The sequence below is a fragment of the Phycisphaerae bacterium genome (assembly GCA_012729815.1).
Taxonomy (GTDB): Bacteria; Planctomycetota; Phycisphaerae; order JAAYCJ01; family JAAYCJ01; genus JAAYCJ01.
Genome location: JAAYCJ010000248.1, coordinates 11,966 through 34,568 on the forward strand (window position 1 = coordinate 11,966; position 22,603 = coordinate 34,568).

The 22,603-nt window shown below is 64.2% G+C and carries 21 protein-coding genes; 7 read left to right on the forward strand and 14 right to left on the reverse strand.

Annotation, left to right across the window (positions count from 1 at the left end):
- Nucleotides 1-72: 72 nt before the first annotated feature.
- The 3 genes from GXY33_16320 to GXY33_16330 form a co-directional block, all read right to left on the reverse strand.
- A complete protein-coding gene (locus GXY33_16320) occupies nucleotides 73-447 on the reverse strand; it encodes an integration host factor subunit beta (GenBank protein ID NLX06704.1) in 375 nt (124 codons plus the stop codon).
- Between the two features lie 271 nt (nucleotides 448-718).
- Complete coding sequence (locus tag GXY33_16325) at nucleotides 719-1,735, reverse strand: hypothetical protein (GenBank protein NLX06705.1); 1,017 nt, start codon at nucleotides 1,733-1,735, stop codon at nucleotides 719-721.
- Nucleotides 1,713-2,318: a sigma-70 family RNA polymerase sigma factor gene (locus GXY33_16330; GenBank protein NLX06706.1), complete on the reverse strand. Its 606-nt coding sequence runs from the start codon at nucleotides 2,316-2,318 to the stop codon at nucleotides 1,713-1,715. Before GXY33_16330 ends, GXY33_16325 begins: the two co-directional genes overlap by 23 nt.
- 255 nt (nucleotides 2,319-2,573) lie before the next feature.
- On the opposite strand from GXY33_16330, the gene GXY33_16335 reads away from it, so the two are divergent.
- On the forward strand, nucleotides 2,574-3,329 hold the full coding sequence (locus GXY33_16335) for a menaquinone biosynthesis protein (protein ID NLX06707.1): 756 nt from the start codon (nucleotides 2,574-2,576) through the stop codon (nucleotides 3,327-3,329).
- Nucleotides 3,326-4,417, forward strand: coding sequence for a dehypoxanthine futalosine cyclase (gene mqnC, locus GXY33_16340; protein ID NLX06708.1), 1,092 nt, complete (start codon nucleotides 3,326-3,328; stop codon nucleotides 4,415-4,417). The genes GXY33_16335 and mqnC overlap by 4 nt, the downstream gene beginning before the upstream one ends.
- Before the next feature lie 21 nt (nucleotides 4,418-4,438).
- Here the strand turns inward: mqnC and GXY33_16345 are convergent, their stop codons facing one another.
- Nucleotides 4,439-7,465: a response regulator gene (locus GXY33_16345; protein ID NLX06709.1), complete on the reverse strand. Its 3,027-nt coding sequence runs from the start codon at nucleotides 7,463-7,465 to the stop codon at nucleotides 4,439-4,441.
- 251 nt (nucleotides 7,466-7,716) lie between these two features.
- Between GXY33_16345 and GXY33_16350 the strand changes: the two genes are divergently transcribed.
- Entirely contained in the window at nucleotides 7,717-8,967 is a 1,251-nt protein-coding gene (locus GXY33_16350; GenBank protein NLX06710.1) for a mechanosensitive ion channel family protein, read from the forward strand.
- 57 nt (nucleotides 8,968-9,024) lie between these two features.
- Here the strand turns inward: GXY33_16350 and GXY33_16355 are convergent, their stop codons facing one another.
- The 3 genes from GXY33_16355 to GXY33_16365 form a co-directional block, all read right to left on the reverse strand.
- On the reverse strand, nucleotides 9,025-9,762 hold the full coding sequence (locus GXY33_16355) for a phosphatase PAP2 family protein (protein NLX06711.1): 738 nt from the start codon (nucleotides 9,760-9,762) through the stop codon (nucleotides 9,025-9,027).
- Nucleotides 9,763-9,930: 168 nt separating this feature from the next.
- Nucleotides 9,931-10,317 carry a hypothetical protein gene (locus GXY33_16360; GenBank protein ID NLX06712.1) on the reverse strand — a complete coding sequence of 129 codons (387 nt, stop codon included), beginning with the start codon at nucleotides 10,315-10,317 and terminating at the stop codon, nucleotides 9,931-9,933.
- A gap of 108 nt (nucleotides 10,318-10,425) precedes the next feature.
- Entirely contained in the window at nucleotides 10,426-10,773 is a 348-nt protein-coding gene (locus GXY33_16365) for a hypothetical protein (protein NLX06713.1), read from the reverse strand.
- 258 nt (nucleotides 10,774-11,031) lie between these two features.
- Between GXY33_16365 and GXY33_16370 the strand changes: the two genes are divergently transcribed.
- From GXY33_16370 to GXY33_16380, 3 genes are all read left to right on the forward strand, one after another.
- Nucleotides 11,032-12,279: an amidohydrolase family protein gene (locus GXY33_16370; GenBank protein NLX06714.1), complete on the forward strand. Its 1,248-nt coding sequence runs from the start codon at nucleotides 11,032-11,034 to the stop codon at nucleotides 12,277-12,279.
- Nucleotides 12,280-12,358: 79 nt separating this feature from the next.
- Entirely contained in the window at nucleotides 12,359-13,417 is a 1,059-nt protein-coding gene (locus tag GXY33_16375; protein ID NLX06715.1) for a Gfo/Idh/MocA family oxidoreductase, read from the forward strand.
- Nucleotides 13,418-13,573: 156 nt separating this feature from the next.
- A complete protein-coding gene (locus GXY33_16380) occupies nucleotides 13,574-13,759 on the forward strand; it encodes a hypothetical protein (protein NLX06716.1) in 186 nt (61 codons plus the stop codon).
- A 118-nt stretch (nucleotides 13,760-13,877) separates the two neighbouring features.
- Here GXY33_16380 and GXY33_16385 read toward each other — a convergent pair whose 3' ends face one another.
- Both GXY33_16385 and GXY33_16390 read right to left on the reverse strand, forming a co-directional pair.
- Complete coding sequence (locus GXY33_16385) at nucleotides 13,878-14,531, reverse strand: hypothetical protein (protein ID NLX06717.1); 654 nt, start codon at nucleotides 14,529-14,531, stop codon at nucleotides 13,878-13,880.
- A gap of 14 nt (nucleotides 14,532-14,545) precedes the next feature.
- Nucleotides 14,546-15,469, reverse strand: a complete 924-nt coding sequence (locus tag GXY33_16390) for a hypothetical protein (GenBank protein NLX06718.1) — start codon at nucleotides 15,467-15,469, stop codon at nucleotides 14,546-14,548.
- Between the two features lie 292 nt (nucleotides 15,470-15,761).
- Between GXY33_16390 and GXY33_16395 the strand changes: the two genes are divergently transcribed.
- Nucleotides 15,762-18,209: a DNA translocase FtsK gene (locus tag GXY33_16395; GenBank protein ID NLX06719.1), complete on the forward strand. Its 2,448-nt coding sequence runs from the start codon at nucleotides 15,762-15,764 to the stop codon at nucleotides 18,207-18,209.
- An 84-nt stretch (nucleotides 18,210-18,293) separates the two neighbouring features.
- On the opposite strand, the gene rplU is transcribed toward GXY33_16395, so the two are convergent.
- The 5 genes from rplU to GXY33_16420 all read right to left on the reverse strand — a co-directional run bounded on the left by rplU (nucleotide 18,294) and on the right by GXY33_16420 (nucleotide 22,597).
- Nucleotides 18,294-18,611 carry a 50S ribosomal protein L21 gene (gene rplU, locus GXY33_16400; protein ID NLX06720.1) on the reverse strand — a complete coding sequence of 106 codons (318 nt, stop codon included), beginning with the start codon at nucleotides 18,609-18,611 and terminating at the stop codon, nucleotides 18,294-18,296.
- Nucleotides 18,612-18,758: 147 nt separating this feature from the next.
- Nucleotides 18,759-19,502 carry a 2-C-methyl-D-erythritol 4-phosphate cytidylyltransferase gene (gene ispD, locus GXY33_16405; protein ID NLX06721.1) on the reverse strand — a complete coding sequence of 248 codons (744 nt, stop codon included), beginning with the start codon at nucleotides 19,500-19,502 and terminating at the stop codon, nucleotides 18,759-18,761.
- A gap of 17 nt (nucleotides 19,503-19,519) precedes the next feature.
- The gene (locus GXY33_16410) at nucleotides 19,520-20,626 is read right to left on the reverse strand and encodes a TRAM domain-containing protein (protein ID NLX06722.1); all 1,107 of its coding nucleotides are present in this window, start codon (nucleotides 20,624-20,626) and stop codon (nucleotides 19,520-19,522) included.
- A gap of 112 nt (nucleotides 20,627-20,738) precedes the next feature.
- The gene (locus GXY33_16415; protein NLX06723.1) at nucleotides 20,739-21,923 is read right to left on the reverse strand and encodes a hypothetical protein; all 1,185 of its coding nucleotides are present in this window, start codon (nucleotides 21,921-21,923) and stop codon (nucleotides 20,739-20,741) included.
- A complete protein-coding gene (locus GXY33_16420; GenBank protein ID NLX06724.1) occupies nucleotides 21,920-22,597 on the reverse strand; it encodes an endonuclease V in 678 nt (225 codons plus the stop codon). The genes GXY33_16415 and GXY33_16420 overlap by 4 nt, the downstream gene beginning before the upstream one ends.
- Nucleotides 22,598-22,603 lie beyond the last annotated feature (6 nt).

Sequence of the window (22,603 nt, forward strand, 5' to 3'; positions counted from 1 at the left end):
AGCTTTAAGGCGTGGCCGTCAAGTCGTCCGGCCGCTGTGTGCCTCGCCGCCAGCCGCTCTCCGCCCCGACGCCTACTGGCCGGATGACCCTTGACCGCTCGGGCTCATCTCCAGTTGCTCCGAGCCGCCTTCCTCCGCGCTGGCCCGCAGAAGCTTCTCCTTCATCAGACGGCCCACCTTGAACTTCACCGACCGCTTCGGCGGAACGTGAACGCGCTCCAGCGTCTTGGGGTTCTGAGCCACCCGTTCGGCCCGAAGCTTGGACTCGAACACGCCGAAGTCACGGAATTCCAAGCGGTTACCCTTGGCCAGCTCTTCGATGATCATGTCCAGAAACTTCTGAACCACGCGCTTGACCTGCACGCCCTTGATTTGGGCTCGGGGACGCGTGCGGTTCAGTTCGTCGGTGATCCGATCGATCAGTTCCTTCTTCGTCACGGTGGCCATGGTCCTAACCCCTTTTCAGCAAATAGCTAATAAAACGATAAAGACAGATACCTTACCGACAGGCCGCAAACGGGTCAAGGGCTCGTATCGACTAATTCCCTCTTTGGCGTAAGCCGCTGATAGGCCAGAAGACTTGTTCAGGCTGAGCCCTGACGTCGCCTCCTATCCTAATGAAGAAAAACGCGGCGATCAAGTAAAAAATTTCTGTAAATTTTGTAGGCGCAGGTTGTTGGAAGGATGCACAGAAAATCGGACGTGCAAAAAAGAGGGGTCAGTTGGTCAGAAAACTGTCGTCCGGACGGCTCGGTACTTCGTTCCCGTGGTAGCGGTCAAGCTGCCCCGCCTGCCAGATGTTGTCCTCCTGCGGGCCTACCAGCGGGGCGGTCTTCCACAGCGCCGACCCGTCCAGAAACAGCACGTTCTGGCCTTCCGTGGTCAAAGTCCGATGGTTCGGCGACTGGCTCTGCGGCGAAAGCACCGGCTGGAGCCCCTCATTCGAAAGCAGGGGGGTCTGATCCGCCATCACCGCCATGTGCGCCGGGTGCGCCCACCGCTGGCGACGCTGCTCCTCAGAGAACTTATGGTCGCCGTAAAGGTTTTGGAAACTGTAGGTTACGGGAATCGAGTCCGGAAAATCAGACAGCTCGTCGAGGTCCTGCGGGGTCAGGGTCAGCCGCACCTTGGCCGCTGGACAGGCCAGCAGCTTCGGGTCCACGTACTTCATCTTCACCAGCAGGAACAGGTGCTGGCGACGAGGCTTTTTCTTATCGAAATCGTACCACGAGTCGCCCTCGGCCAGTCGGATCTGCGGAAGCTGGCCCGGGTGGTCGATCTGATAGTTGGCCAGGCCCGTCCCCATTCCCGCCAACTGGCTGCCGCACAAGGCCTTATACTGCTGCTGGCGGGCGTGGTTGGCCGTCACCGCCCAGGTCGAAAGGATAATGAGAATGGCCGCCGCCGCCGCTGAAAACTCCCGAAGCACCCACGGCAGCGTCAAACGGCTCCGTTTCTCCTTCGCTGGCAACTCGGCCTCCTGCTGCCGGCGGATCAGCCCGCTCATTCGGCTCGACGAGAGAATCCGGCCTCGCAAATCCTTGGGAACCTCGACGTGGTAGTCGTTGAGGGTGTGCAGCGGGTCGGACAACTCCTGGTAACGGGCGCGAAGCTCAGCGTCCTCGCTCAGGCGGCGGGCGAACTGCTTGTGCTCCTGCTCGGGCAGAAGGCCCAAGCAGTATTCGATCATCTGCAGTTCCAACGAATTGTCGTCACTCGGCTGATTGTCGCTCATTGTGCTTCGCTTTCCACAGACGCCCGAACGCGTTGACCGCCTTGTGCAGCCTTGACTTAACCGTTCCCAGCGGTATGCCTAACGCCTCTGCGATCTCCTTGTACTGCATGTCCTCGTAATACGCCAAAAGCAGCACTTCCCGCAGATTCTCCGGCAGCGTCATCACCGCCGTCTTGACGCTCTCGGCCCGTTCCCGTTCCATCAACTCGATTTCGGGAACCTCCTGGTCCGAGGGGATGATGTCGATCAGCGACCGGTCCTCGTCGGTCCGGCCGGCTTCGATGCTCACCGGGTGCAGCGACCGCCCGATGGATCGGAGCATGTCGCGGGCCTTGTTGGCCGCGATGGCAAAGACCCAGGGCCGAAACTTCTTGTCCAGATCGAATGACGCGGCGGCCTGGTGAACCTTGATGAACGTCTCTTGTGTCAAGTCGTCCGCAAGTTCCGGCCGTCCGGTAAATCGCACAAGAAAAACATAAATTTGTTTGTGGTAGCGATCTACCAGACCTTCAAACGCCGTCTCATCACCCCTGATGAATTGTTCAAAGAGCTGCTCGTCGGTTGTCTCGCTGTTCCACACCATTGGTTACGGTAATTCCCTCGTACAGGTTCTTGGTTGATGCGCGGAAACAGGTCAAAGCCGCTGCAGCCGGGCGGGCGCCCGTGCCTCAGTCAGGCACCGAACAATTATAGGACGTCGCATCCGGTCCGGCATCGCCTTTTCACGGACTTCGTCAATCCCGCTGTTATCCCTTGAATGCCGGGGTTACAATTATCGACGGCCGCGATGCCGCTGAAAAGAATATTATCCGGCCCGCCGCGGCCGGGGAGAACCGTCATGCAAATCCTGAAAATCGGCACGGTGCCCTATCTGAATGCCGTGCCGCTGACCGAAGGGTTGGCCGAGCGACGCGACGTCCAGTTGGTCGCCGAACCGCCAAGCCGCCTCGCCGGACTGCTCGAGCAGGGGCAACTCGACGTGGCCATGCTCCCAGCCGTCGATTACCTCCAAAAGACCGACTCCTGGCCCATGGCCTGCCCCTACGGCATCACCGCCGACGGCCCCGTGCAGACCGTTCGGATCTTCGCCCACCGGCCCCTTGAGCAAGTCCAGGAGGTGTTCCTCGACTCCGAATCACACTGCTCGGTCGCGCTGACCTCCGTGCTCTTTCGCCACTGGCTCCATCGCCCCGCGAGGCTCACCGTTCGCCGGTTCGATCCCGCCGGCGCCGACGTGGGCGATTGGCTGCTGATCGGCGACAAGGCCATGACCGGGATTGACCGCCCGTTCGTCTGCGATCTGGGCCAGTTCTGGCGCGACCGGACGGGCCTGCCGTTCGTCTTCGCCCTCTGGGTCGCCCGCGATCGCGCGAGTGCCGAGCGCGCCGGCCCTATCCTCGCCGAGACCGCCGAAGCGAATGCCTCGCGGATCGATGAGCTGGCGTCGAAGCACGCCGCACGTCACGGCTTTGAAGTCGCCGCCGCGCATCGGTACCTGGGCCAGACCATCCGCTATCGTCTGGGCGAGCGGGAGCGGGCGGGGTTGGAGCTTTTCGGCCGGCTGCACGCATCGACGGGGGCGCAGGTTTTATGAGCCGCCTGAGCGACGCCGAGGCCCTCGATCTGCTTGCCCACGCCGATCTTCACCACCTGGGCCGACTGGCCAGAGAGGCGACGCTGCGCCGCCATCGCGACAGCATCCGCACCTACGTCGTCGATCGCAACGTCAACTACACCAACGTCTGCGTTTCGGGCTGTCTGTTCTGCAATTTCTGCCGCCCGCCCGGCCATCCGCAGGCCTACGTGCTGACGGCCGAGCAACTGCTGGCCAAGGTCGACGAGCTGGTCTCCCTCGGCGGCCGGCAGGTCCTGCTTCAGGGCGGCATGAACCCTGACCTGCCGATGGCCTGGTACACGCGGATGCTGCGCGACCTGAAGGCGGCCCATCCGCAACTCCACGTGCACGGCTTCAGCCCGCCGGAGATCGTCTTCCTCTCGCGGACGTTCGGCAAGACCATCAGCGAGATCATTGGCGAGCTGTGCGAGGCCGGGTTGGACACCATTCCCGGCGGGGGGGCGGAGATCCTTGGCGATCGCGTGCGCGCCCGGATCAGCCCCAACAAGTACAGCGCCGCACAGTGGCTCGAGGTCATGTGTCAGGCCCACCGACAGGGCGTCCGCACCACCGCCACCATGATGTTCGGCCACGTCGAGAGCGACCAGGAACGGATCGAGCACCTTCGCCGCCTCCGCGACCTGCAGGACGAGACCGGCGGCTTTACCGCCTTTATCCCCTGGACCTTCCAGCCCGCCGGCACCAGGCTGGCCAAAGACCTTCAGCCGCGTCTGGCCGGCGTCCAGGACTACCTGCGCATGCTCGCGGTGGCCCGGCTCTACCTCGACAATTTCGAGAATCTCCAGGCCTCGTGGGTCACGCAAGGGCCCGCGGTCGGGCAGGTCGCCCTGGAATTCGGGGCCAACGATCTTGGCTCGTTGATGCTCGAAGAGAACGTGGTGGCCTCAGCCGGCGTCAGCTATCGGCTTACCGAGGCCCAACTGCGGCAACTCATTCGGCAGGCCGGCTACATTCCCGCCCGACGCGACTGCTTCTACCGGCTCGTGGAAGAGCCCGCTGCGACACCGGACGTCGCGAGATCTTCCTCGCCCGAAATCCCAGGCTGATCCCGGCTACGGTCGCAGGCCCTACTTGGCGCCGACCGGCGTGCCGCCGAAGCGCTGAATGGCCTCCAGAAGTTCCGGCATGCGCACCGGCTTGGTCACGTACCCGTCCATTCCCGCGGCCAGGCACTTCTCCCGGTCGCCCTTGAGGGCATGGGCGGTCATCGCGACGATCGGCACGTGCCCTCCGGTCTCCCGTTCCTTTTCCCGGATGCTTCGCGTGGCCTCCAGACCGTCCATCTCCGGCATCTGGACGTCCATCAGCACCAGGTCGAACGCCTCGCGATCCAATGCCTCCAGAGCCGCCCGGCCGTTCTCAGCCGTGTCGGTCGTATGACCCCATCGTTTCAGCATCTTGAGCATCAGCTTCCGGTCGACCGCGTTGTCCTCGACCAGCAGGATCCGCAGCGGCCCATTCGCGGTGTTCTCGGTCGTTGACGGCTCGGCCGCGGGCGCCGCCGGCCCGGTCTGGCCGGACATCCCCGCCGGCTGGCGCAGAAACTCCAGGACCATGCGGAAGTTGCTCCCTTGCCCGGCGTCGTTCTCAACCCATATCCGCCCGCCCATCTTCTCGACCAGCAGGGCGGTAATCGCCAGGCCAAGGCCCGTCCCGCCGTACCTGCGGCTGGTGGACGCATCCACCTGCTCGAAGGCGTTAAAAATCACATCCTGCTTCTCAGGCGGAATGCCGATCCCCGTATCCCGCACCGCGAACCGCAGCCGCACCCGCTCGGGTTCCCGCAGCTCAGACTCGACCCGCACCACCACCTCGCCCGCGTCGGTGAACTTGACCGCGTTGGCCACCAGGTTGGTCAGAATCTGTCGCAGCAGCCCCGGATCGCCCACCACGGCATCCTCAACTTCGTCGGCGAATTCCTGCCGCAATGCCAGACCCTTCCGCTCGGCTTCCAGCGTCAGCGGCCTCAGCGTCTCAGCGACGCACTGACGCAGGCTGAACCCGATCCGGTCCAGTTCCAGCCGACCCGCCTCGATCTTGGAAAAGTCCAGAATGTCGTTGATGATTCGCAACAGCGACTCCGCCGAACCGCACGCCGTGTCCAGGTAGTCCCGCTGGATGTCGTTCAGGGGCGTATCCTGGAGAAGCTGGACCATGCCCAGGATGCCGTTCATGGGAGTCCGGATCTCGTGGCTCATGTTGGCCAGAAACTCGCTCTTGGCCCGGGTCGCCGCCTCCGCCATCGCGGCCAGTTGCCTGGCTTTGGCCGTCTGCTCCTCAAGAACGCGGTTGAGCTCTTTCGACTCCTCCAAAGCGTCTCTGATCTGATTCTCCGCCTGCTTTCTCGCCGTGATATCGACATTGAATTCGGCAACCAGCCATTGGCCGGACATATCCTGGAAGGGGATGGTATGCACCTGGATGGGGCGATTGCCCTCCCTGGGAAGCGTTTCCTCGGTGATTTGGATCTCCTTGGTGCCCAGCGCCTTGGGGATTCCGCATCCCTCGCAGGGGCGGTCGCGACCCATGAAATACTCATAACATTTCCGTCCGGCCGGATCGCCGTAGACCTTTTGCCAGGCCTGGTCGACGTAGTGCAGAGCATACTGCGCATCCGTGATATTGATCCTCGTGTTGGTCACTTCCAGGATGAACTCCAGCCGCCTGCGTTCTTCAGCCAGTTGGCTCTCCGCCCGCTTGCGCCCCGAAACGTCCCGGGCGAAGGCGCAGTTGTACTCCTTGCCGCCGTATCGCAGATAGTTCGCGGTGATCTCCATCGGAATCAGGACGCCGTCGCGGGTCCTGTGGGAGGATTGGAAGGTCATCGATCCGCTTTTCTTAAGCAGTTCCCAGTGCTCCGGCCAGGCCGCCTCGGGGAATCCGGGATCGAGTTGGTGTACCGTCATCGACAGAAGCTCGTCCCGGGAGTAGCCCAGACTGCGGCACGCGGCCTCGTTGACGTAGTGGAAGCGGGCGTCGGGCCCGATCCAGAAGACCAAGTCGCCGGCGCGATCCACCGAAAACTGCACCATCTTCAGACGTTCCTCCGACTCGCAGAGCGCCCAAAGCATATCGTTGATGTCCTCGGTCAGCGTTCCCAGTTCGTCGCGGCTCGTCACCGGCAGCCGCGAGGAAACGTCGCCGCTTACCGCAATCTGCCGGACGCTCGCCCCCAGCCGCGACAGCGGACGAAGCACAAGCACCTCCAGCACCCCCAGCATCGCCGCGCCCAGTACCGTCACGGTCAACACCAGGTAACCCGCGAACAGCCGCATGCTCGATACGCCCTGCCCATAGATCGCACGCGGAGTCGCCACCTTCAGGAGCAGGACCGGCCGGCCCGAAAGGTCCTTCATCCAGGCGTATCCCGCCACCTGCTCTTCGCTCAATGGAAGGATCGCCGTGTCCTCGGCGTCCGTGAGCTCCGCAGCCGCCTCGGCGAAATCGTCGGGCAACGCCGAACCCTCGCTTCGCCGCAGATCGATCGCCAGCTTGGTCACTTCGCCCAGCCGGGCCAGTTCCGCCCCGTCCAGCTCGCGGGCCATGATCAACGCTCCGCGGACCGGTCCTTGTCCTTCGCTGGTCACGATCGGGTGCGAGACCACCAGGAGCGGCCCTTCGGGCAGTATCGCCAGGCCGCCGACCTTGTCGTCGGGTGTCTGGTGGGCGAGCAGGCACGGGTAACGCTCCAGCAGCGAGCCCAGGCTGGCTGGCCGCCCCAGGCCCTTCTCCGTCTCCAGATCAACGGCATTGGAGTAGACCGTCCGCCCCTGCCGGTCGATGATCGCCATCAGGCCGATCCGCAGATTGACCAGGGTGATATCGCCCAGGTTGCTCACGACGTAGGGTTCGTTGTGGTCTTCAACGAATGCGTACGTGTCATCCCAGTTCGCCCAGTCGATGGCCTTGCTGTGCAGCGTGGTCACCACGTCCGCCAGGCTCGCCTGCACCCTCGCCAGGTCATGACGGACCTCCCTCGCCTCCAGGTCCGCATGACTCTGCAGGAGTATCCGCTGCGCCAAGGCGCAAGACAGCACCACCAGGCCGACGATCGTCGCCCCGATGATGATCAGGGTCTTCCCGCGTAGCGACATGTCTTCCCGTCCTCTCTGCGGCGGTCATCCCGGAACATTTCCGTGGATGATTTCACTATCGGAAAGCTCTCCCCCTTGCCGTCGATCCGCCCTCCGCGGATGCGTTCCACCGCCCGCCTCCTCAGCCGAATCACGTGCCGCGTCCGATAATCGCCGATGATTGCTCAAGTCATCGCCGTCCATCCGACGATGACGAAGGTAACCGCGTCCACAATCCGCGCCTCGCGCAAGGCCCGCAGGAGAACGCCGTCATGATCGAAATGCTCCGGGAGTACCTCGTCTCGCTCGGCCTGGCCGACCGCCTGGCCCTGCTGGTCGTCCGGTCCGTCGCCGTCCTGGCGATCGCCGTGATCGCCCTGGCCGCCAACTGGATCGCCAGGCGGTTCCTGCTGCGGGTCATCGGCCGGTTCATCGCCGCCACCCGCGCCCGCTGGGACGACGTGCTCGTGCGGCGCCGCGTCTTCGACCGCCTTGCGCACCTGGCCCCCGCGGTCATCGTCCACGTCCTGACGCCCGTCCTGCTGCCCGGCCTCCGCGAGGAAACGCAGTCGCTGATCCAGCGGGTGGTGCTCGCCTACGTGGCCGTCATCGTCATCCTCATCCTCGACGCCCTCATCGACGTCATCCACGACGTCTACCAGAGCCTCCAGATTGCCCGCGAAAAGCCGATCAAGAGCTACCTCCAGGTCGCCAACATCGCGCTCTACTTCCTCGGCCTCGTGTTCGTGGTCGCCATCCTGATGCAGCAGTCGCCCTGGAAGTTCCTCACCGGCCTCGGCGCCCTGACCGCCGTGCTCCTGCTCGTCTTCAAGGACGCCATCCTCGGCTTTGTCGCCAGCATTCAGATCGCCGCCAACCAGATGGTCCGCCGCGGCGACTGGATCGCCATGGAAAAATACGGAGCCGACGGCGACGTGATCGACATCTCGCTGACCACCGTCAAGGTCCAGAACTGGGACAAGACCGTCACCACCATCCCGACCTACGCCCTCATCTCCGACTCCTTCAAGAACTGGCGCGGCATGGCCGAGTCCGGCGGACGCCGGATCAAACGCGCCATCTGCATCGACATGACCAGCGTCCGCTTCTGCACGCCGGAGATGCTCGCCAAGTTCTCACGCATCCACCGTCTGACCGACTACATCGAACGAAAGCGAACCGAGATCGCCGAGTACAACGCCCAGCACAACGTCGATCCGTCCGTCGCCGTCAACGGCCGGCGGATGACCAACCTGGGCACCTTCCGCGCCTACGTCGAAAACTACCTGCGCCACCACCCGCGAATCCACAAGAACATGACCTTCATGGTTCGCCAGCTCGATCCGACCCCTTGCGGATTGCCCATCGAAATCTACGCGTTCTCCAACGACCAGGCGTGGGTCAGCTATGAGAGCATCCAAGCCGACATCTTCGACCACGTCCTCGCCGTGGTCCCCGAGTTCGACCTGCGGGTCTTTCAGTACCCCTCCGGCGCTGACATCCAGGCCCTCCTGGCCCGGTAGAGTCTGCGCCGCACGCCTTCTCCGCGCCCGCGCCACACGGCGCAGGTCCGCCGTCCGCTACGCCGTCACGCCCTTGGGCGGCTCCACCTTCCCCCGCCGCTGCAGCAGGAACAGCCCCAGCCAGCACAGCGTCGCCCACACCAGCCCCGCCGACCATCCCGCCAGCACGTCCGTCGGATAGTGCACGCCCAGGTACACCCGGCTCAGGCCCACCAAACCCGTCGTCACCAGGGCCGCCGCCAGGAAGTACAGTTTGTACCGCCACGGCGTCACCATCCGCGCCAGCAGCGCGCCCAGCGTCAGGTACACCACCGCCGACAGCATCGAATGCCCGCTCGGAAAACTCGCCGTCCGCACGTACGAGAGGTGCGGCACCACCTCCGGCCGTGGACGATCGAACAGACTCTTGAGGAACAGGCTCAGCACCACGCCTCCCACCACCGCGACCAGCACGAACCCCACCGCCCAGTGCTGCCGTCGAAGCAGAAGATACCCGCACACGCCCGCCGTCATCAGCCCCAGCACCGCCATGCCTCCCAAACCCGTGATGTCGCGCGCCATCTCCTCCAGCCACCGCGGACCGATCGGGTCGGACAAGTCGTCCGCATTCCGCATCGCCAGCACGATCCGCTCATCCATCGCCTGCGTATCTCCCTCGATCACCTCGCCCGTCACTTCCAGAAACGCCCACGCCCCCGCAACCACCACCAGCACCGCCACCAGCGCCAGCACCTCGCCACGCTCGCCGCAGCACCACCGCCACACCTCCACCAGCCGACCGCGAACCGTCGCCATCCCAACGCCTCCTGACTTCCGTCGAATCAGACTGCATGGCAAGCGGGTACGGCATGGTTCGCCCGACCACGCCGTACCCGATCGTCGACAACAATCGGAGTAATTCCACTTCGGGCAGGGCGGGCAATCCTCGCCGAAGGCGAGGTTCACCCGCCACGCTTTGGCAACCTACCAACCGTAGTAGTACCCGCCGTTGTCGTAGTCCGAGTCCCGGTCGTACCACCCGTCATCGTAATCGTACTCATAGTCGTAGTCGTACCGCTCCTCGTCATACCAATTGTCGTCGTCATAGTAGTCGTAGCCGTCCCAGTCCCAATCGTACCATTCGTCCTCGTAGTCGTACTCGCCCCACTCGTAGTCATCGTCGTAATCGTAGTCGCCCCAGTCGTTCTCGTAGTCGATCCCGTCGTCCCCGTCGAACCAGTCGCTCGGATCGTACCATTCCTCCTCATGCACGCCCTCGCCCGGTTCGTATTCCAGATCCTGCGCCATCGCCCACGGCGTTGCCAGCAGGAATCCCGCCGTCATCAGCGCCGTCGTCCATCGCATCAACATCGTCAACCCCCTTTGGCGTCGTTCACGCCACAGAAGTACCGTTGGCGCCGTCGGTCCGCTCCGACGGCGTTTTGTCCGGCGGCTCGCGAGGCCCAACCTGCCTGACCGCTACTGCCCTTGCTCCGGCAGGTCCTGCGGCGGCTGAACCGGGGTTTCGTCGTCCTGCGGCTGGACCTGACGCTCCAGGCGGTCCAGGCGGTCCTGTTGCTGGTCCTGTGGCGGCTGAACCGGGGTTTCGTCGTCTTGCGGCTGGACCTGACGCTCCTGACGCTCCAGGCGGTCCTGCGGCGGCTGAACCTGGTACGTCTGACGCTGCTTGGCGTCGCCGTTGGTGACATCGCCGTTCCCATTGGTCGGCGTCTCGCTTCGCTCGCAGCCGGCGACGACCATCACCAGGCCCACCAGCGCGGCGACCGTCCATGTCAACCGGCGAAGACCATTCTTTCTGGCTTTCATCGTCTTGTCCTCCCCAATGAAAAGTGAATTGCCATTGGCGCGTTTCCCTCGAATGCTCACCCCCGTGGTAGAGCGCTCACTGTCGCTAGATTACAACCAATCAACCCTAATTGCAAGCCATCACGGTGTTTGCCGCACACCCGATTGGCCTCCAAACGGTTGTGGCTGTGGCCGTCGCCCCAATCGCACTTTTTCGTGGCATGGGTTTTCCCCAACCGCTAATCTGATCTCCGTAACGTGCGCCCAAGGAACCGCCCGATGATCCTCAAAGCCCACTGCGTCCTGTCCGGCGGCCGGTTCGAACCGGTAACACCGGGCTTGCTCCGCATCCAGGAGGATCGAATCGCCCAGCTCGGCTCCGATCTCTCCGTCGAAGGCGAAGCGACGCTTGACTTTGCGGGCCTGGCTCCCGCTGGTTTCCGCGCCGTCATCGCCCCCGCCTTCATCGACGCCCACTGCCATCTCGAACTCTCATTGCTCGCCCGCCGCATCCGCTATCCCGGCTCCTTCGTCGGCTGGATCGGAAAGCTCGTCCTGCGAAAGCCCAAGCGGCTCGGCACCCAGCTTCGTGCCGTTACGCACGGCGTCCGCCAGCATCTTGCCGCGGGCACCGCCACCGTCGCCGATATCTCCGCCAACGGCCGGTCGTGGCAGGCCCTGATCGACCTGCCCATCCGCAAGATCGCCTTCGCCGAGACCCTCGGTCGCGGTCCCAGGGCTCGCACCGCCCTCGCCGAACTGCCCGAAAAGATCCACGCCATGCCGCCGGATGGCGGGCTCTTTCTGCGCGGCGTCAGCCCGCACGCGCCCTATTCCACCGATCCGCAGCTCTACCGCCTCGCCCTTGAGCTTGCCCGAATGGAGAACCTTCGCCTGACCTCCCATCTGGCGGAAGATCCTTCCGAATTGCGATTCCTCGATTCGGCCTCCGGCCCCTGGATCACGATCCTCAAAGCCGTCGGCGCGTGGGACAAGGCCATTCGGCCCACCGGTCAGACGCCGATCCAGTGGGCAGCCGATCTGGGACTGCTCGATTTCCCCGCTCTCCTCGCCCACGTCAACTACGCCACCGATGCCGATCTGCAACGTCTCGCCGCCGGCTGCGCGTCCGTTGCCTACTGCCCGCTTGCCCACCGCTACTTCAACCACCCGCCGCACCGCTATCGCGATATGCTCGAAGCCGGCATCAACGTCGCCCTCGGCACCGACTCCGCCGCCGCCGGTTCGCCCCTCTCGATCCTCGCCCAGGCCCAGGCTGTCCACCAGCTCGGCGGCTTGCCTCCCTCAGCCGTCCTGGCGATGGCTACCATCCGCGCCGCACGAGCTCTGCAGCTCGACCACGTCGTCGGCTCCATCGATCCCGGCAAATCCGCCGACCTCGCCGTGCTCGCCGTCAACGACAACCCGGACCCCCTGGCCGCCATCCTCGATCCAACCGCCCGCGTTCTGGCCACCTTCGTCGCCGGCCATCTCGTCCACCGCTCACCCGACGTCGCCGCCCCTTGAACCGAATCGCCGCAAATGGTACAGTGAACCTCTACGCCGCATATGGTTTGCACAAGCCTCTCCACAGGAGCCAACGATCATGGCCAAGCAGGTACACGTCGGGTTCATCGGGGCCGGCAACATCGCCCGCGCCCACGCCCACGGCATCCTCGCCGCCGGCGGCAAAATCCTCGGAGCCGTCGATCAGGATCTGCCGCGGGCCCGCGATTTCGCCCACCAGTTCTCCGCCGACTTCGCCGCCAACAACCCCGCCAAGCTCCTGAAATTGGACCGCCTCGACGCCGTCCTGGTCTGCTCGCCCAACGCCTTTCACGCCCCACACGCCATTGCCGCCCTCCAGGCCGGAAAGCACGTCTTCTGCGAAAAACCGATGGCCGTCTCCGCCCCGCTCTGCCAACAGATGATCCAGACCGCCAGACGGGCCCGGCGACTCCTCACCATCGGCTACTGCCGGCGGTTCATGCCGGGCAACGAACTGATCAAGTCCAAAATCGAAACCGGCGAACTCGGCAACGTCTACTACGCCGAGTCCCGCTGGTTCCGCCGACGCGGCGCCCCCGGCCTCGGCGGCTGGTTCACCACCAAAAAACTCTCCGGCGGAGGCCCGCTGATCGACCTGGGCTGCCACATGCTCGACCTGGTCCTCTGGTTCCTCGGCCATCCGCGGGCGGTCCGCGTCTCAGCCGTCAGCGGCTGCCACCTGGCCAACCGCCAGGATTACTGCGCCATGAGCATGTGGGCGCCGCCCAAACTCACCGCCAAACCCTGCTGCGACGTCGAAGACTACGCCTCCGCCATCGTCCGTTTCGCCAACGGCACAAACCTGCTCCTGCAGACCTCGTGGGCCATCAACATGCCCGACTCCGAACGCATCGAGACCTGGCTCGCCGGCGACAAAGCCGGCTGCGTCTCCGGCAATAAGATCGAGTTCGTCGGACAGGACGGCGGCGGACTGACCAACACCGTCTATCAGGTGCCCGAACACCGATGCTTCGAACACCAGATGTTCCATTTCCTCGACTGCGTCGGCAACGGCGCCAAACCCCGCGTCAAAGCCGAGGAGGCCCTCATGGTCCAGAAAATCCTCGACGCCGTCTACCAGAGCAGCAGGCTCAAACGCGAAATCGTCATCAGGTAACCACCGGACTCGCCGAAAACCCTGTGGCATTCCAGACGCCAAGCCGGTATAAATAACCCGTTGTCTCCAACGGCTCTTGGCGACAGCGGAAACCAGGCCGGGCCCCGCCCACCGTAACGCAGGGCGGGCGCCGCCCACCAATTTAAGGAGTGTCTGATGAGAAGCCTTCTCGCCCGAACCGCCCGTCTGCTGGCCCTCGCCATGCCCCTGCTCTGTGTCGGCTGCGATCAGGAAATCAAAATGCTGGTAATCGACCAGTTCGTCGGTTTCGCCAGCGCCATCGCCGCCGCCGCCACCACCAGCGTCATTCAGAGCCTCTTCGGAAGCAGCGTCGCGGTATAGCTCACCGCACGCCATCACTCCAACTGACAATTCACCAGGCCTGACCCGCCTCGCGCGGGCTCAGGCTTTTTCTATGCCCTGCCCCCGCCGCTGCGGGTGAAACCGCCACGCCTTCCCCTCACTCCCGTCCCACCACTTTGCGGTCCTCCAGCTTCTTCTCCTCTTCGGTAAGCTGGCCCTGGTAAAGCACGCCCACAAACGTCAGGCCCAACACCACCGCCGCCACCGCCAACGGGTTCTGCCCCGCCCACCAGTCCGCGTCCCACTCCCGGATCTGCCACTGGTCCAACAGCGCCAGTCCGGCCAAAACGATCATCAGCGACCCCTGCAACGCGGTAAACGCGATCACCGCCGGCTTGAACAGGTACCATCCGGCGATCGCCAGGGCCACGAAACCCACCACCGCCGCCACCGGCAGGTACTCCGGACGGTTCCAGATCAGAGGCCACAGGTACACCAGCAGAACCGCCCCGACCACGCCGGTCAGAAACGACGCCGCCACCTTCAGCATCGGCCACGCCACCGCGGCCAGAAAAACCGCCACCACCGCCATCCCAAGGTGCGGACGGTCGAACATCAACCCGATCTGCCACCCCGCGTACGCCCCGATCGCCGCGGCGTTCAAAATCACCACCAGCAGGAAAATCACCCGCCCGTACAACAGCAGCAGCAATCCCACTCCCACCAGCAAAAAACACAACGCCGGCGGAAACGTTCGGAAAAGATCGATCCAGTAGGGGATGCGAAACGTGGTCTCTATCCACTCCGTCATCGACGCCAGCCTTTCTATCTGCCCTTCGACTTGCCGCCCTTCGGCGGAGTCGGAGCCTCTTCGTCCTCTTCCTCCTGCGGCTCCTCAGGCTTGGCCGGCGGATACAGGTAGTACTGCACCCCGATCCCCACTCCCGTCATCACCGCCAGACCCGTCCAGACAACCCACGAATTGACCGAAAGCCACTGCGTCTGAACCGTCGCCTTCAGCGTCAGCAACGCCGCCACACTCAACGCCACCAGCAGCGATCCGGTCGCCGAAGTATAAACAATGTTCAGGAAATACGGCCGCAAAAACGCCGCCAGCATCGCCACGATCAGGGCCGCCATCAAAATGATCGTCAACTCAAACCGCAGCCGCGGCATGATCACCGACAAATTGCGCAGAATGGACGACGCCGTCTCCGGAAAACCCGCCCGCCACCCGTCCCAGTCCGCATACGCCCGCGGGGCCAGTTTCGGCAACAGCACCTCCAGATTCCGATACGCCTGACCCGTGCTGGCGCTCGCCGGTTCGGTCGTCGCCGAAATCCCGCCCGTCGCCCGCTGCGTCGCCGGCGGGTTCAGTTCGATCCCTTGCGAAACCCGGGCCACCTGCGTCTGCCGCGCCGCCTGCGCCAGGCACGGCTGGGCCCACGCGTACCAATAAACGATCAGCAGGGCCAGACCCACCAGCCCCGAGGCAAACAACCCCAGCCAGAACCGGAACAACCAGTACCCCAGACTCGCCCCCAGCGCCACCCCGATCGTCATCCCCAGAAACACATTGACCGCGTACGCGTTGGCCACTTCCCAGCCGCCGACGATCCCCACCGACAAAAACAGCACGGTCAAAAACAACCGATGAAACCGGCTGCCGAACAGCCAGAACAGCACGCCCACCGTCAACAGCAGGGCCACGACCGCGTAAACCACCTCGACCTGCTGGAAAAACAGCATGTCCGACAGCCCCGTTGGCGCACCTGCCCCGCTTCCTATCAAACCCCACATCATGGTTCCATGTTCCGCAAAAAATCCTTCGGCGTTCGCATCATCGCACGTCTTCCCAGTATCGGCAGACCTGGAATTTCCACTTCTACCTTTTACTCCCGAACCGCCCGCATGGTTCGCTTTTGCTGGAGTCACAAGCTCCCGACGGCCGATACCAGTACTGCGATCGGCCTGCTCGGACGCTCCCCGCCCGCGCTGCGCCGTCGCCGTCGACAACCACACAAGCGAGGAACCGACCCCGATGGCCAAAGCCAAACGCAAGCACAAGACCCCCGAGGAACCGCCAATCAACAAGTGGGAACTCTTCTGGTATCTCGGCAAGATCCTGCTGGTCTCGGCTGTGTGCCTGTATCTCTGGATCGCCTGCATTACCTTCGACGCCACCGACTGGCCCAACCCCGACTGCTACCGCCACCCGTCGCTCCAGGTCACGCACAACTGGTGCGGAATCACCGGCGCTTATGTTTCCTTCGCCCTGTTTCACTACTTCGGCGAAGGGGCGTGGGTCCTCCTCCTCCTGGTCACCTGCGTCGGGTTCATGGTCATCGTCGCCATGAGCGAAACCGAGATGGCCCTGCGGGTGGCCGGCATGCTCGTGCTGGTCGCCGTCGGCTCCGGCATCTTCTCACTCCTGGAGCCGCCGTGGGCGTCCGATCTGCCTCTGGGCGCCGGGGGCGTGCTGGGCTTCGCCATCACTCACTATCTGGAGCAGTACTTCTCGCTGTTCGGAGCCGCCCTGATCCTGCTGGTCGGTCTGGCCGTCGGCTTGATCCTGGCCGCCGATGAGTTCGTGGTCTATCTGCCCGTCCTGTTCCGCCAGGTCCGCGCCCGCGCCGACTGGCTGGTCGAGCAGTTCCGTCAGCGGTACCTGGTCCCTCAGACCGCTCCTTCACGACCCCGCAAGGCCTTGCCCGCGCCGCCGCGGACCGCCGTGGCCGTTGCCGATCCCGACGACGATGATGACGAAGTCGAACAGGCCACGCGGTTCGTCGACGACGATGAGGCGGACCAACCCGACCAGGCCGAAGAGGAAGAAGACGAGGAAAGCGAAGACGACCAGGACGAAGGCGACGAGGATGTGATCGAAGCCGAAGCCGAACCCGCCCCGGCCGTCCGCGAAGAACCCAAAATATTCCTGGCCAAACCGCTCCCGGAAAAGAAAAACTCCAAGCCCACCTCGTGGCCCAAGGACATGGGCGACTGGGAACTGCCCCCGCTGGAACTGCTCAACAACGAGCGGCAGGTCCTCGCCGACGACCACGAGTCCCAGGTCCGCGAAAAGGCCAAAATCCTCGAACGCACCCTCAGCGAGTTCCGAATCGACGCCGCCGTCGTCGAAATCGACACCGGCCCCGTCGTCACCCTCTTCGAACTGCAACTGGGACCGGGCATCAAGGTCAAGAGCATCGACGAACGATCCAAGGACCTCGCCCGCGCCCTCAAAAGCCCCTCCGTCCGCGTCGTCGCACCCATCCCCGGCAAGAACACCATCGGCATCGAGGTGCCCAACCTCGAAAAACAGCCGGTCCGACTCCGCGAACTGATCGAGCTCTCCGGCAGCGCCCCTGGACGCATGACCATCCCCCTGTTCCTCGGCAAGGACGCCAGCGGCAACCCCCTGGTCCATGACCTCTGCTCCATGCCCCACCTCCTGATCGCCGGCACCACCGGCAGCGGAAAAAGCGTCTGCATCAACAGCATCATCATGTCCGTCCTGCTCACCCAGCGGCCGGACCACGTCAAGATGATCCTCGTCGACCCCAAAATGGTCGAACTCTCCAGCTTCAAGGAAATCCCCCACCTGATGTGCCCCGTCGTCCATGACGTCGACCGCGCCCAGGCCATCCTCGAATGGCTCGTCCAGAAAATGGAAGAACGCTACGCCATCCTCTCCGAGGCCCAGGTCCGCAACATCAGCGCCTACAACAACCTCGGCCGCGACACCCTCCTCGAGCGTTTCCAGCCGACCGACGACGATGAGGCCTCGCGAATCCAGACCTACCTGCCCTACATGGTCCTCGTCATCGACGAACTCGCCGACCTGATGATGGTCAGCCCCAAGGAAGTCGAACTCTCCCTGGCCCGCCTCGCCCAGAAAAGCCGGGCCGTCGGCATCCATATCATCCTGGCCACCCAGCGGCCCGAAGCCAAGGTCGTCACCGGCCTCATCAAGTCCAACCTGCCCACCCGCGTCGCCTTCCGGGTCAACAGCCGACTCGACTCCCGGATCGTCATGGACCAGAACGGCGCCGAAGATCTGCTCGGCATGGGCGATATGCTCTTCCTGCCGCCCGGCTCCGGCAAGCCGGTTCGGGCCCAGGGCACCCTCGTCGACGACCATGAACTCAAGCAGACCCTCAAGTACCTCCGCGACCGCGCCGAACCCGAATTCCACGACGAGCTCATGCAGATCGGCAAGGTCAGCCTCGACGGCCTCGAGAAAGACGAGTTCTTCGACGAGGCGGTCCGTCTGGTCCTGGAGTCCAAACGCGGCAGCGTCTCGCTGCTCCAGCGGAAACTCAACGTCGGGTACTCCCGCGCCTCCCGACTCATCGAACAGATGGCCGCCGCGGGTATCGTCGGCGACTACAAGGGCTCCCAGGCCCGCGAAGTCTCCATGACCATCGACGAGTACGAAGCCCTCAAAGCCCAGATGCAGACCGAAGTCGACGACGGCATGACCGACTGATCGATTTCCACCCGCCTGCCGAATCAAAAACGGGTGACAGTCGAAGGACTGTCACCCGTTTGACTTTCTACCGTTTCCCCGCGGCTACGCTTCGATCTTCTCGATCCGAACCCGCGTGTACTTCTGGCGGTGCCCCGTGTGGGTCAGATGGCCTTTGCGGCGAATAAAGTTCACCACCTCCACCTTCGGACCCTTGACCTCCGAAGTCTCGACCTTCGCGATCACCTTCGCCCCGGCCACCACCGGCGTGCCCACCTTCGACGAGCTGCCCTCGCCCACCAGCAGCACCCGGTCAAACTCCACCGTATCCTGGCCGTCCGAAAGCTCGATCAGGTCCACGTCCAGCACCTGGCCCTCGGTCACCTTGTATTGCTCGCCGCGATCTTCGATTATTGCGTACACCATCGTTCTCCTGTTGTTCCGACAGAAACCCATATTATAGAAATCCACCCCGCCGGATGCAACCGGGAATCCGACAAAACGTGCCAGTATCGCTGTGATAACTAATCAGTGTCGCTGTCGTCGGCCCGGCCGCGTTCCCGCCCGCCCTTACCACATCTTCTCCGCCTCGAACGGGCCGGCCGGACCCGGTTTCTTCGGCTTGGGCAGGGCCTTGAGGATCGCCTCCGCCAGCTTCAGGTCGCTCGGCCGCGTGATCTTGACGTTGCTCAGGTCGTTCTCCACCACCACCGTCCGCACTCCGATCCGCTCGACCACCTGGGCGTCATCGGTGAAATGCCCCTTCTGACCGCCGAGCTTGGCGTAGGCCTCGACAATGACCTGCCGCTTGAACACCTGCGGCGTCTGGGCCAGGTAAAGCCCGCGACGATCCACCGTCTCCTGGATCACCTTCTCGCCGTCCACCCGCTTGATCGTCTCGTTCACCGGCGACGCCAGCATCGCCGCCCCGTGTTTCTCAGCCGCCTCAAAAACCTCCGTGATCTTCTCGGCGGTCAGGCACGGACGCACCGCGTCGTGCACCGCCACCAGCTCCGCCTGATCGTCCACCGCGGCCAGCGCGTTGGCGACCGTCTGACAGCGCTCCGCCCCTCCCTTGACCAGCCTCACGCCCATAAACCCCAGGTTGGCCCCGTACTTGGTCTTCACGTCGTCGTAGTCCTCCTCGCTGACCGCCAGCACGATCTGACAGACGTCCTCGCGGTTGACGAAAAGCTCCAGCGTCCGGATCATCACCGGCCGCCCGTCGATCTGGGCGAACGTCTTCTTGACCGGACCGCCGAAACGGGTACCCGCCCCAGCGGCGGCGACGATCACGGCGACTTTCGAGGGCATAGGATTCCTCCTTTGGGCTAGGCGTTGTGGTTGCGGCGGGAACTGTCGCGACCGGCGTCCTCGGTCTTGCCGAAGATCATCCGGCCCGCCGAGGTCTGAAGCGAACTGGTGATCGTGATGTTGACCGTCTGACCGATCCGGCTGCGGCCGCCCTCGATGACGACCATCGTGCCGTCCTCGAGATACCCGACCCCCTGGCCCGGTTCCTCGCCCGCCTTGACGATCTTGACCGCCAGGGCCTCGCCCGGCAGCACCACCGATTTGAGCGAATTGGTCAGGTCGTTGATATTCACCACCTCCACGCCCCGGATCTGCGCGACCTTGTTGAGGTTGTAATCCGTCGTCATGATCTTGGCGTGCATCTCCTCCGCCAGCGCGACCAGCCGCTGATCCACCGGCCCGCGGCTGCTGCCGTCGTCGTGGATCGTCAAATCCACGTCCTTCTGGCCCTGCAGCTTGTTGACAATGTCCAGCCCGCGGCGCCCGCGGTTGCGCTTCAGCCGGTCCTGCGAATCCGCCACCTGCTGAAGCTCCACCAGCACGAACCGCGGCACGATCAGCGGGTTGTCGAATATCCGCGTCTGCGCAATGTCCGCGATCCGGCCGTCGATGATCACCGACGTGTCCAGGATGATCGGACGACCGCCCTTGATCTTCTTCTCGAACTCCACGTACGGAATGATGAACCGGATGTCGTCCTTCGTCTGAAGCACGAAACTGATCGCGAAGTAGCACGACAGCACGCCCACCAGCAGCTTGATCGCCACCAGGGCTGGGGCGTCCTGGAACCCCACGATCTCCCGATCCACCACGATCGCCTCGCGAAGCCCGAATCCCGATACCTCCACCACCAGGTCGATCACCATCGCGAAAACGTACGCGAACACCAAGCCGGCCAGCAACCCGATGAACAACCCCGAAATCGCCAGCAGCGACTTCTTCGAAATCAGGATATCCAAGCCGATTGTCAACGCCCCGATGCCCAGCACGCCCAGCACGATCGCCTCTCTCGGAACCGCGGCGAAAACCCCCTCCGTCTCGGCGTCCGGAGCGGCGATAACGTACGAGACCGCAATCGCCAACAGGGCGAAAAGAAAGACGCCGCGAATGACGTGAAGCACCATGGATGATCTCCGAGCACAAATAATGGGATAATCTGAATACAAGTATATCAGGCGGAAGAGCCTTTTCAACGTTGCGCCGCGCTGCCCGCCGGCCGACGCCGCGACCCGTGCCTCAAAACTTGATCGGAATCGCCGCGCTGTGGGCGTAGCGCTGCAGCTTGCCCGCATCGACCTGCACGCCCAGACCCGGACCGCCAGGCGCCGGAATCCGACCGCGATACCGCAGCGGCTCGCGACGGGCCACGTCGTCCTTCATCAGCCACCGCCCGTAGTTGCCCTCCGCGAAGATCACCTCCGGCAGCAACGCGGCAAACCACTGGCCCGCCCGCGTCAGGATCATCGTCTCGCCGACCAGACAGCCAAGCTGCACCTCGATCCCCCGCGAGTACGCGTACCCCGCCAGCCGCAACGACGGCAGCAGCCCCCCGTTCTTGGCGATCCGAATATCGAACACCCCCGCCCGGTAGTCGTCCGCCAGCCGCTCGCCGTCCTCCGGGGAGACCAGCGACTCATCCGCGATCAGGTTCACCCCCCGATGGTGCTGCACGTCAAGCCAGGACCCATCGGCGTCCTTGGCCGTCGGCTGCTCCAGGTACAACACGCCCAACTCCTCCAGCCGCCCAACCTTCTCATCCAACTCCTCCGGCCGCCACGCCCCGTTCGCGTCCACCCGAAGCCGCGCACGGCCCGCCCGCAGCGCACGGCCCAACCGCCGAACCACCGCCTCCAGCCGCTCAAACTCCTGCTCGTCGCCCACCTTCACCTTGATGTCCCGCAGACCCCAGAGCCGCATCAGCAACGCCATCCGCGACGCCTTCTCCGGAGCCGAAAAACCGATGATCCCGCTGTAACCGACCTTCGCCGTCGCACCCGGCGGCGACCAGAACGGCTGGTCCAGCCAACCCGCCAACGCCTCCGGACTCCGTCGAAACAGCCTGCCCCACGCGTCCAACAACGCCAGCTCAACCGCGCAGCGGGCCGCGTACATCGGCCGATCGCCGATCGTCAGCGGCAGCGAATCGAGAAACTCGATCGCCGCCCCGAAGCTCTGAGGATGGGCCTCCAGCAGCCTCGGCACAAACTCCCGCTGAACCGCCTCGACCACCCCAGCCGGAGTCTCGCCCGTCACGTACGGCCGGGCCAGAGTCTCCCCGAATCCCGTCGTCCCGCCGTCCAGCTCCACCGCCAATACCACGTTGTCGCTCGCCTCGCGCACCGCCGCCCCGTGCCCGAACGGCCTGCGAAACGGGATGCCAAGCTGGTGGATCGTGATCTGGGCAATCTGGCTTCGAATCATAGTGATGCAGTATTCCTTCGAATGGACGGGTCTTTCGCCAACTCGGTCACGTACCGGTGGGCCAGGCGGGCCGGCTCCGGCAGCCGGTAACGCGGACTCAACGCCAGCACCAGCTCGATGCACTCCGCCAGCGTGATCCGGTTGCCGATCGACACGTACAGCGGCTTGACCCGGTCCCGCGTCCGAACCACCGCCCCGACCACCCGCTCGCCGTAAACCAGATCGACGTGCGAACCACGCTCCGGCGGCAATTCGCCCGCCGGCTGTCCGACCAACCGGCTCTTGGCGCAGCCGATCGTCGGATAATCCAGCACCACGCCCACGTGCGCGGCAATCCCCAAAAACCGCGGATGCGCGATGCCCTGACCGTCGATCAAAAAGACATCCGGCCGCTGCGAAAGCTTCTCCACCGCCTCAATCACGCTCGGCGCCTCGCGAAACGACAGATACCCCGGCACGTACGGCACCCGGACCCGCCCGTACGCATACCGGCGCTCCAGCACCGTCCGGTCCGCGATCCGGTACAACACCACGCCCGTCACCATGTGCGTCGGACGACGCGGCGGACCCCAAAAACCCGAATCGACCGCCGCCACCGTCCGCGGCTCGCCCGCCAGCCGCTCCGAGACCACCCGCCCGGCCAACTCCTTCTGAATCCGCGCCGCCTCCTTCAAATCCGT

What these genes read in the sequence shown, in the direction of transcription:
- GXY33_16415 (NLX06723.1), bottom strand. Translation starts at nt 21,923, where the DNA reads ATGATTCGAAGCCAGATTGCCCAGATCACGATCCACCAGCTTGGCATC.
- GXY33_16410 (NLX06722.1), bottom strand. Translation starts at nt 20,626, where the DNA reads ATGGTGCTTCACGTCATTCGCGGCGTCTTTCTTTTCGCCCTGTTGGCG.
- GXY33_16325 (NLX06705.1), bottom strand. Translation starts at nt 1,735, where the DNA reads ATGAGCGACAATCAGCCGAGTGACGACAATTCGTTGGAACTGCAGATG.
- GXY33_16390 (NLX06718.1), bottom strand. Translation starts at nt 15,469, where the DNA reads ATGCTGTTTTTCCAGCAGGTCGAGGTGGTTTACGCGGTCGTGGCCCTG.
- GXY33_16375 (NLX06715.1), top strand. Translation starts at nt 12,359, where the DNA reads ATGGCCAAGCAGGTACACGTCGGGTTCATCGGGGCCGGCAACATCGCC.
- GXY33_16330 (NLX06706.1), bottom strand. Translation starts at nt 2,318, where the DNA reads ATGGTGTGGAACAGCGAGACAACCGACGAGCAGCTCTTTGAACAATTC.
- GXY33_16385 (NLX06717.1), bottom strand. Translation starts at nt 14,531, where the DNA reads ATGACGGAGTGGATAGAGACCACGTTTCGCATCCCCTACTGGATCGAT.
- GXY33_16350 (NLX06710.1), top strand. Translation starts at nt 7,717, where the DNA reads ATGATCGAAATGCTCCGGGAGTACCTCGTCTCGCTCGGCCTGGCCGAC.
- GXY33_16345 (NLX06709.1), bottom strand. Translation starts at nt 7,465, where the DNA reads ATGTCGCTACGCGGGAAGACCCTGATCATCATCGGGGCGACGATCGTC.
- GXY33_16335 (NLX06707.1), top strand. Translation starts at nt 2,574, where the DNA reads ATGCAAATCCTGAAAATCGGCACGGTGCCCTATCTGAATGCCGTGCCG.
- GXY33_16355 (NLX06711.1), bottom strand. Translation starts at nt 9,762, where the DNA reads ATGGCGACGGTTCGCGGTCGGCTGGTGGAGGTGTGGCGGTGGTGCTGC.
- ispD (NLX06721.1), bottom strand. Translation starts at nt 19,502, where the DNA reads ATGCCCTCGAAAGTCGCCGTGATCGTCGCCGCCGCTGGGGCGGGTACC.
- GXY33_16380 (NLX06716.1), top strand. Translation starts at nt 13,574, where the DNA reads ATGAGAAGCCTTCTCGCCCGAACCGCCCGTCTGCTGGCCCTCGCCATG.
- GXY33_16395 (NLX06719.1), top strand. Translation starts at nt 15,762, where the DNA reads ATGGCCAAAGCCAAACGCAAGCACAAGACCCCCGAGGAACCGCCAATC.
- GXY33_16365 (NLX06713.1), bottom strand. Translation starts at nt 10,773, where the DNA reads ATGAAAGCCAGAAAGAATGGTCTTCGCCGGTTGACATGGACGGTCGCC.
- GXY33_16360 (NLX06712.1), bottom strand. Translation starts at nt 10,317, where the DNA reads ATGTTGATGCGATGGACGACGGCGCTGATGACGGCGGGATTCCTGCTG.
- GXY33_16370 (NLX06714.1), top strand. Translation starts at nt 11,032, where the DNA reads ATGATCCTCAAAGCCCACTGCGTCCTGTCCGGCGGCCGGTTCGAACCG.
- mqnC (NLX06708.1), top strand. Translation starts at nt 3,326, where the DNA reads ATGAGCCGCCTGAGCGACGCCGAGGCCCTCGATCTGCTTGCCCACGCC.
- GXY33_16320 (NLX06704.1), bottom strand. Translation starts at nt 447, where the DNA reads ATGGCCACCGTGACGAAGAAGGAACTGATCGATCGGATCACCGACGAA.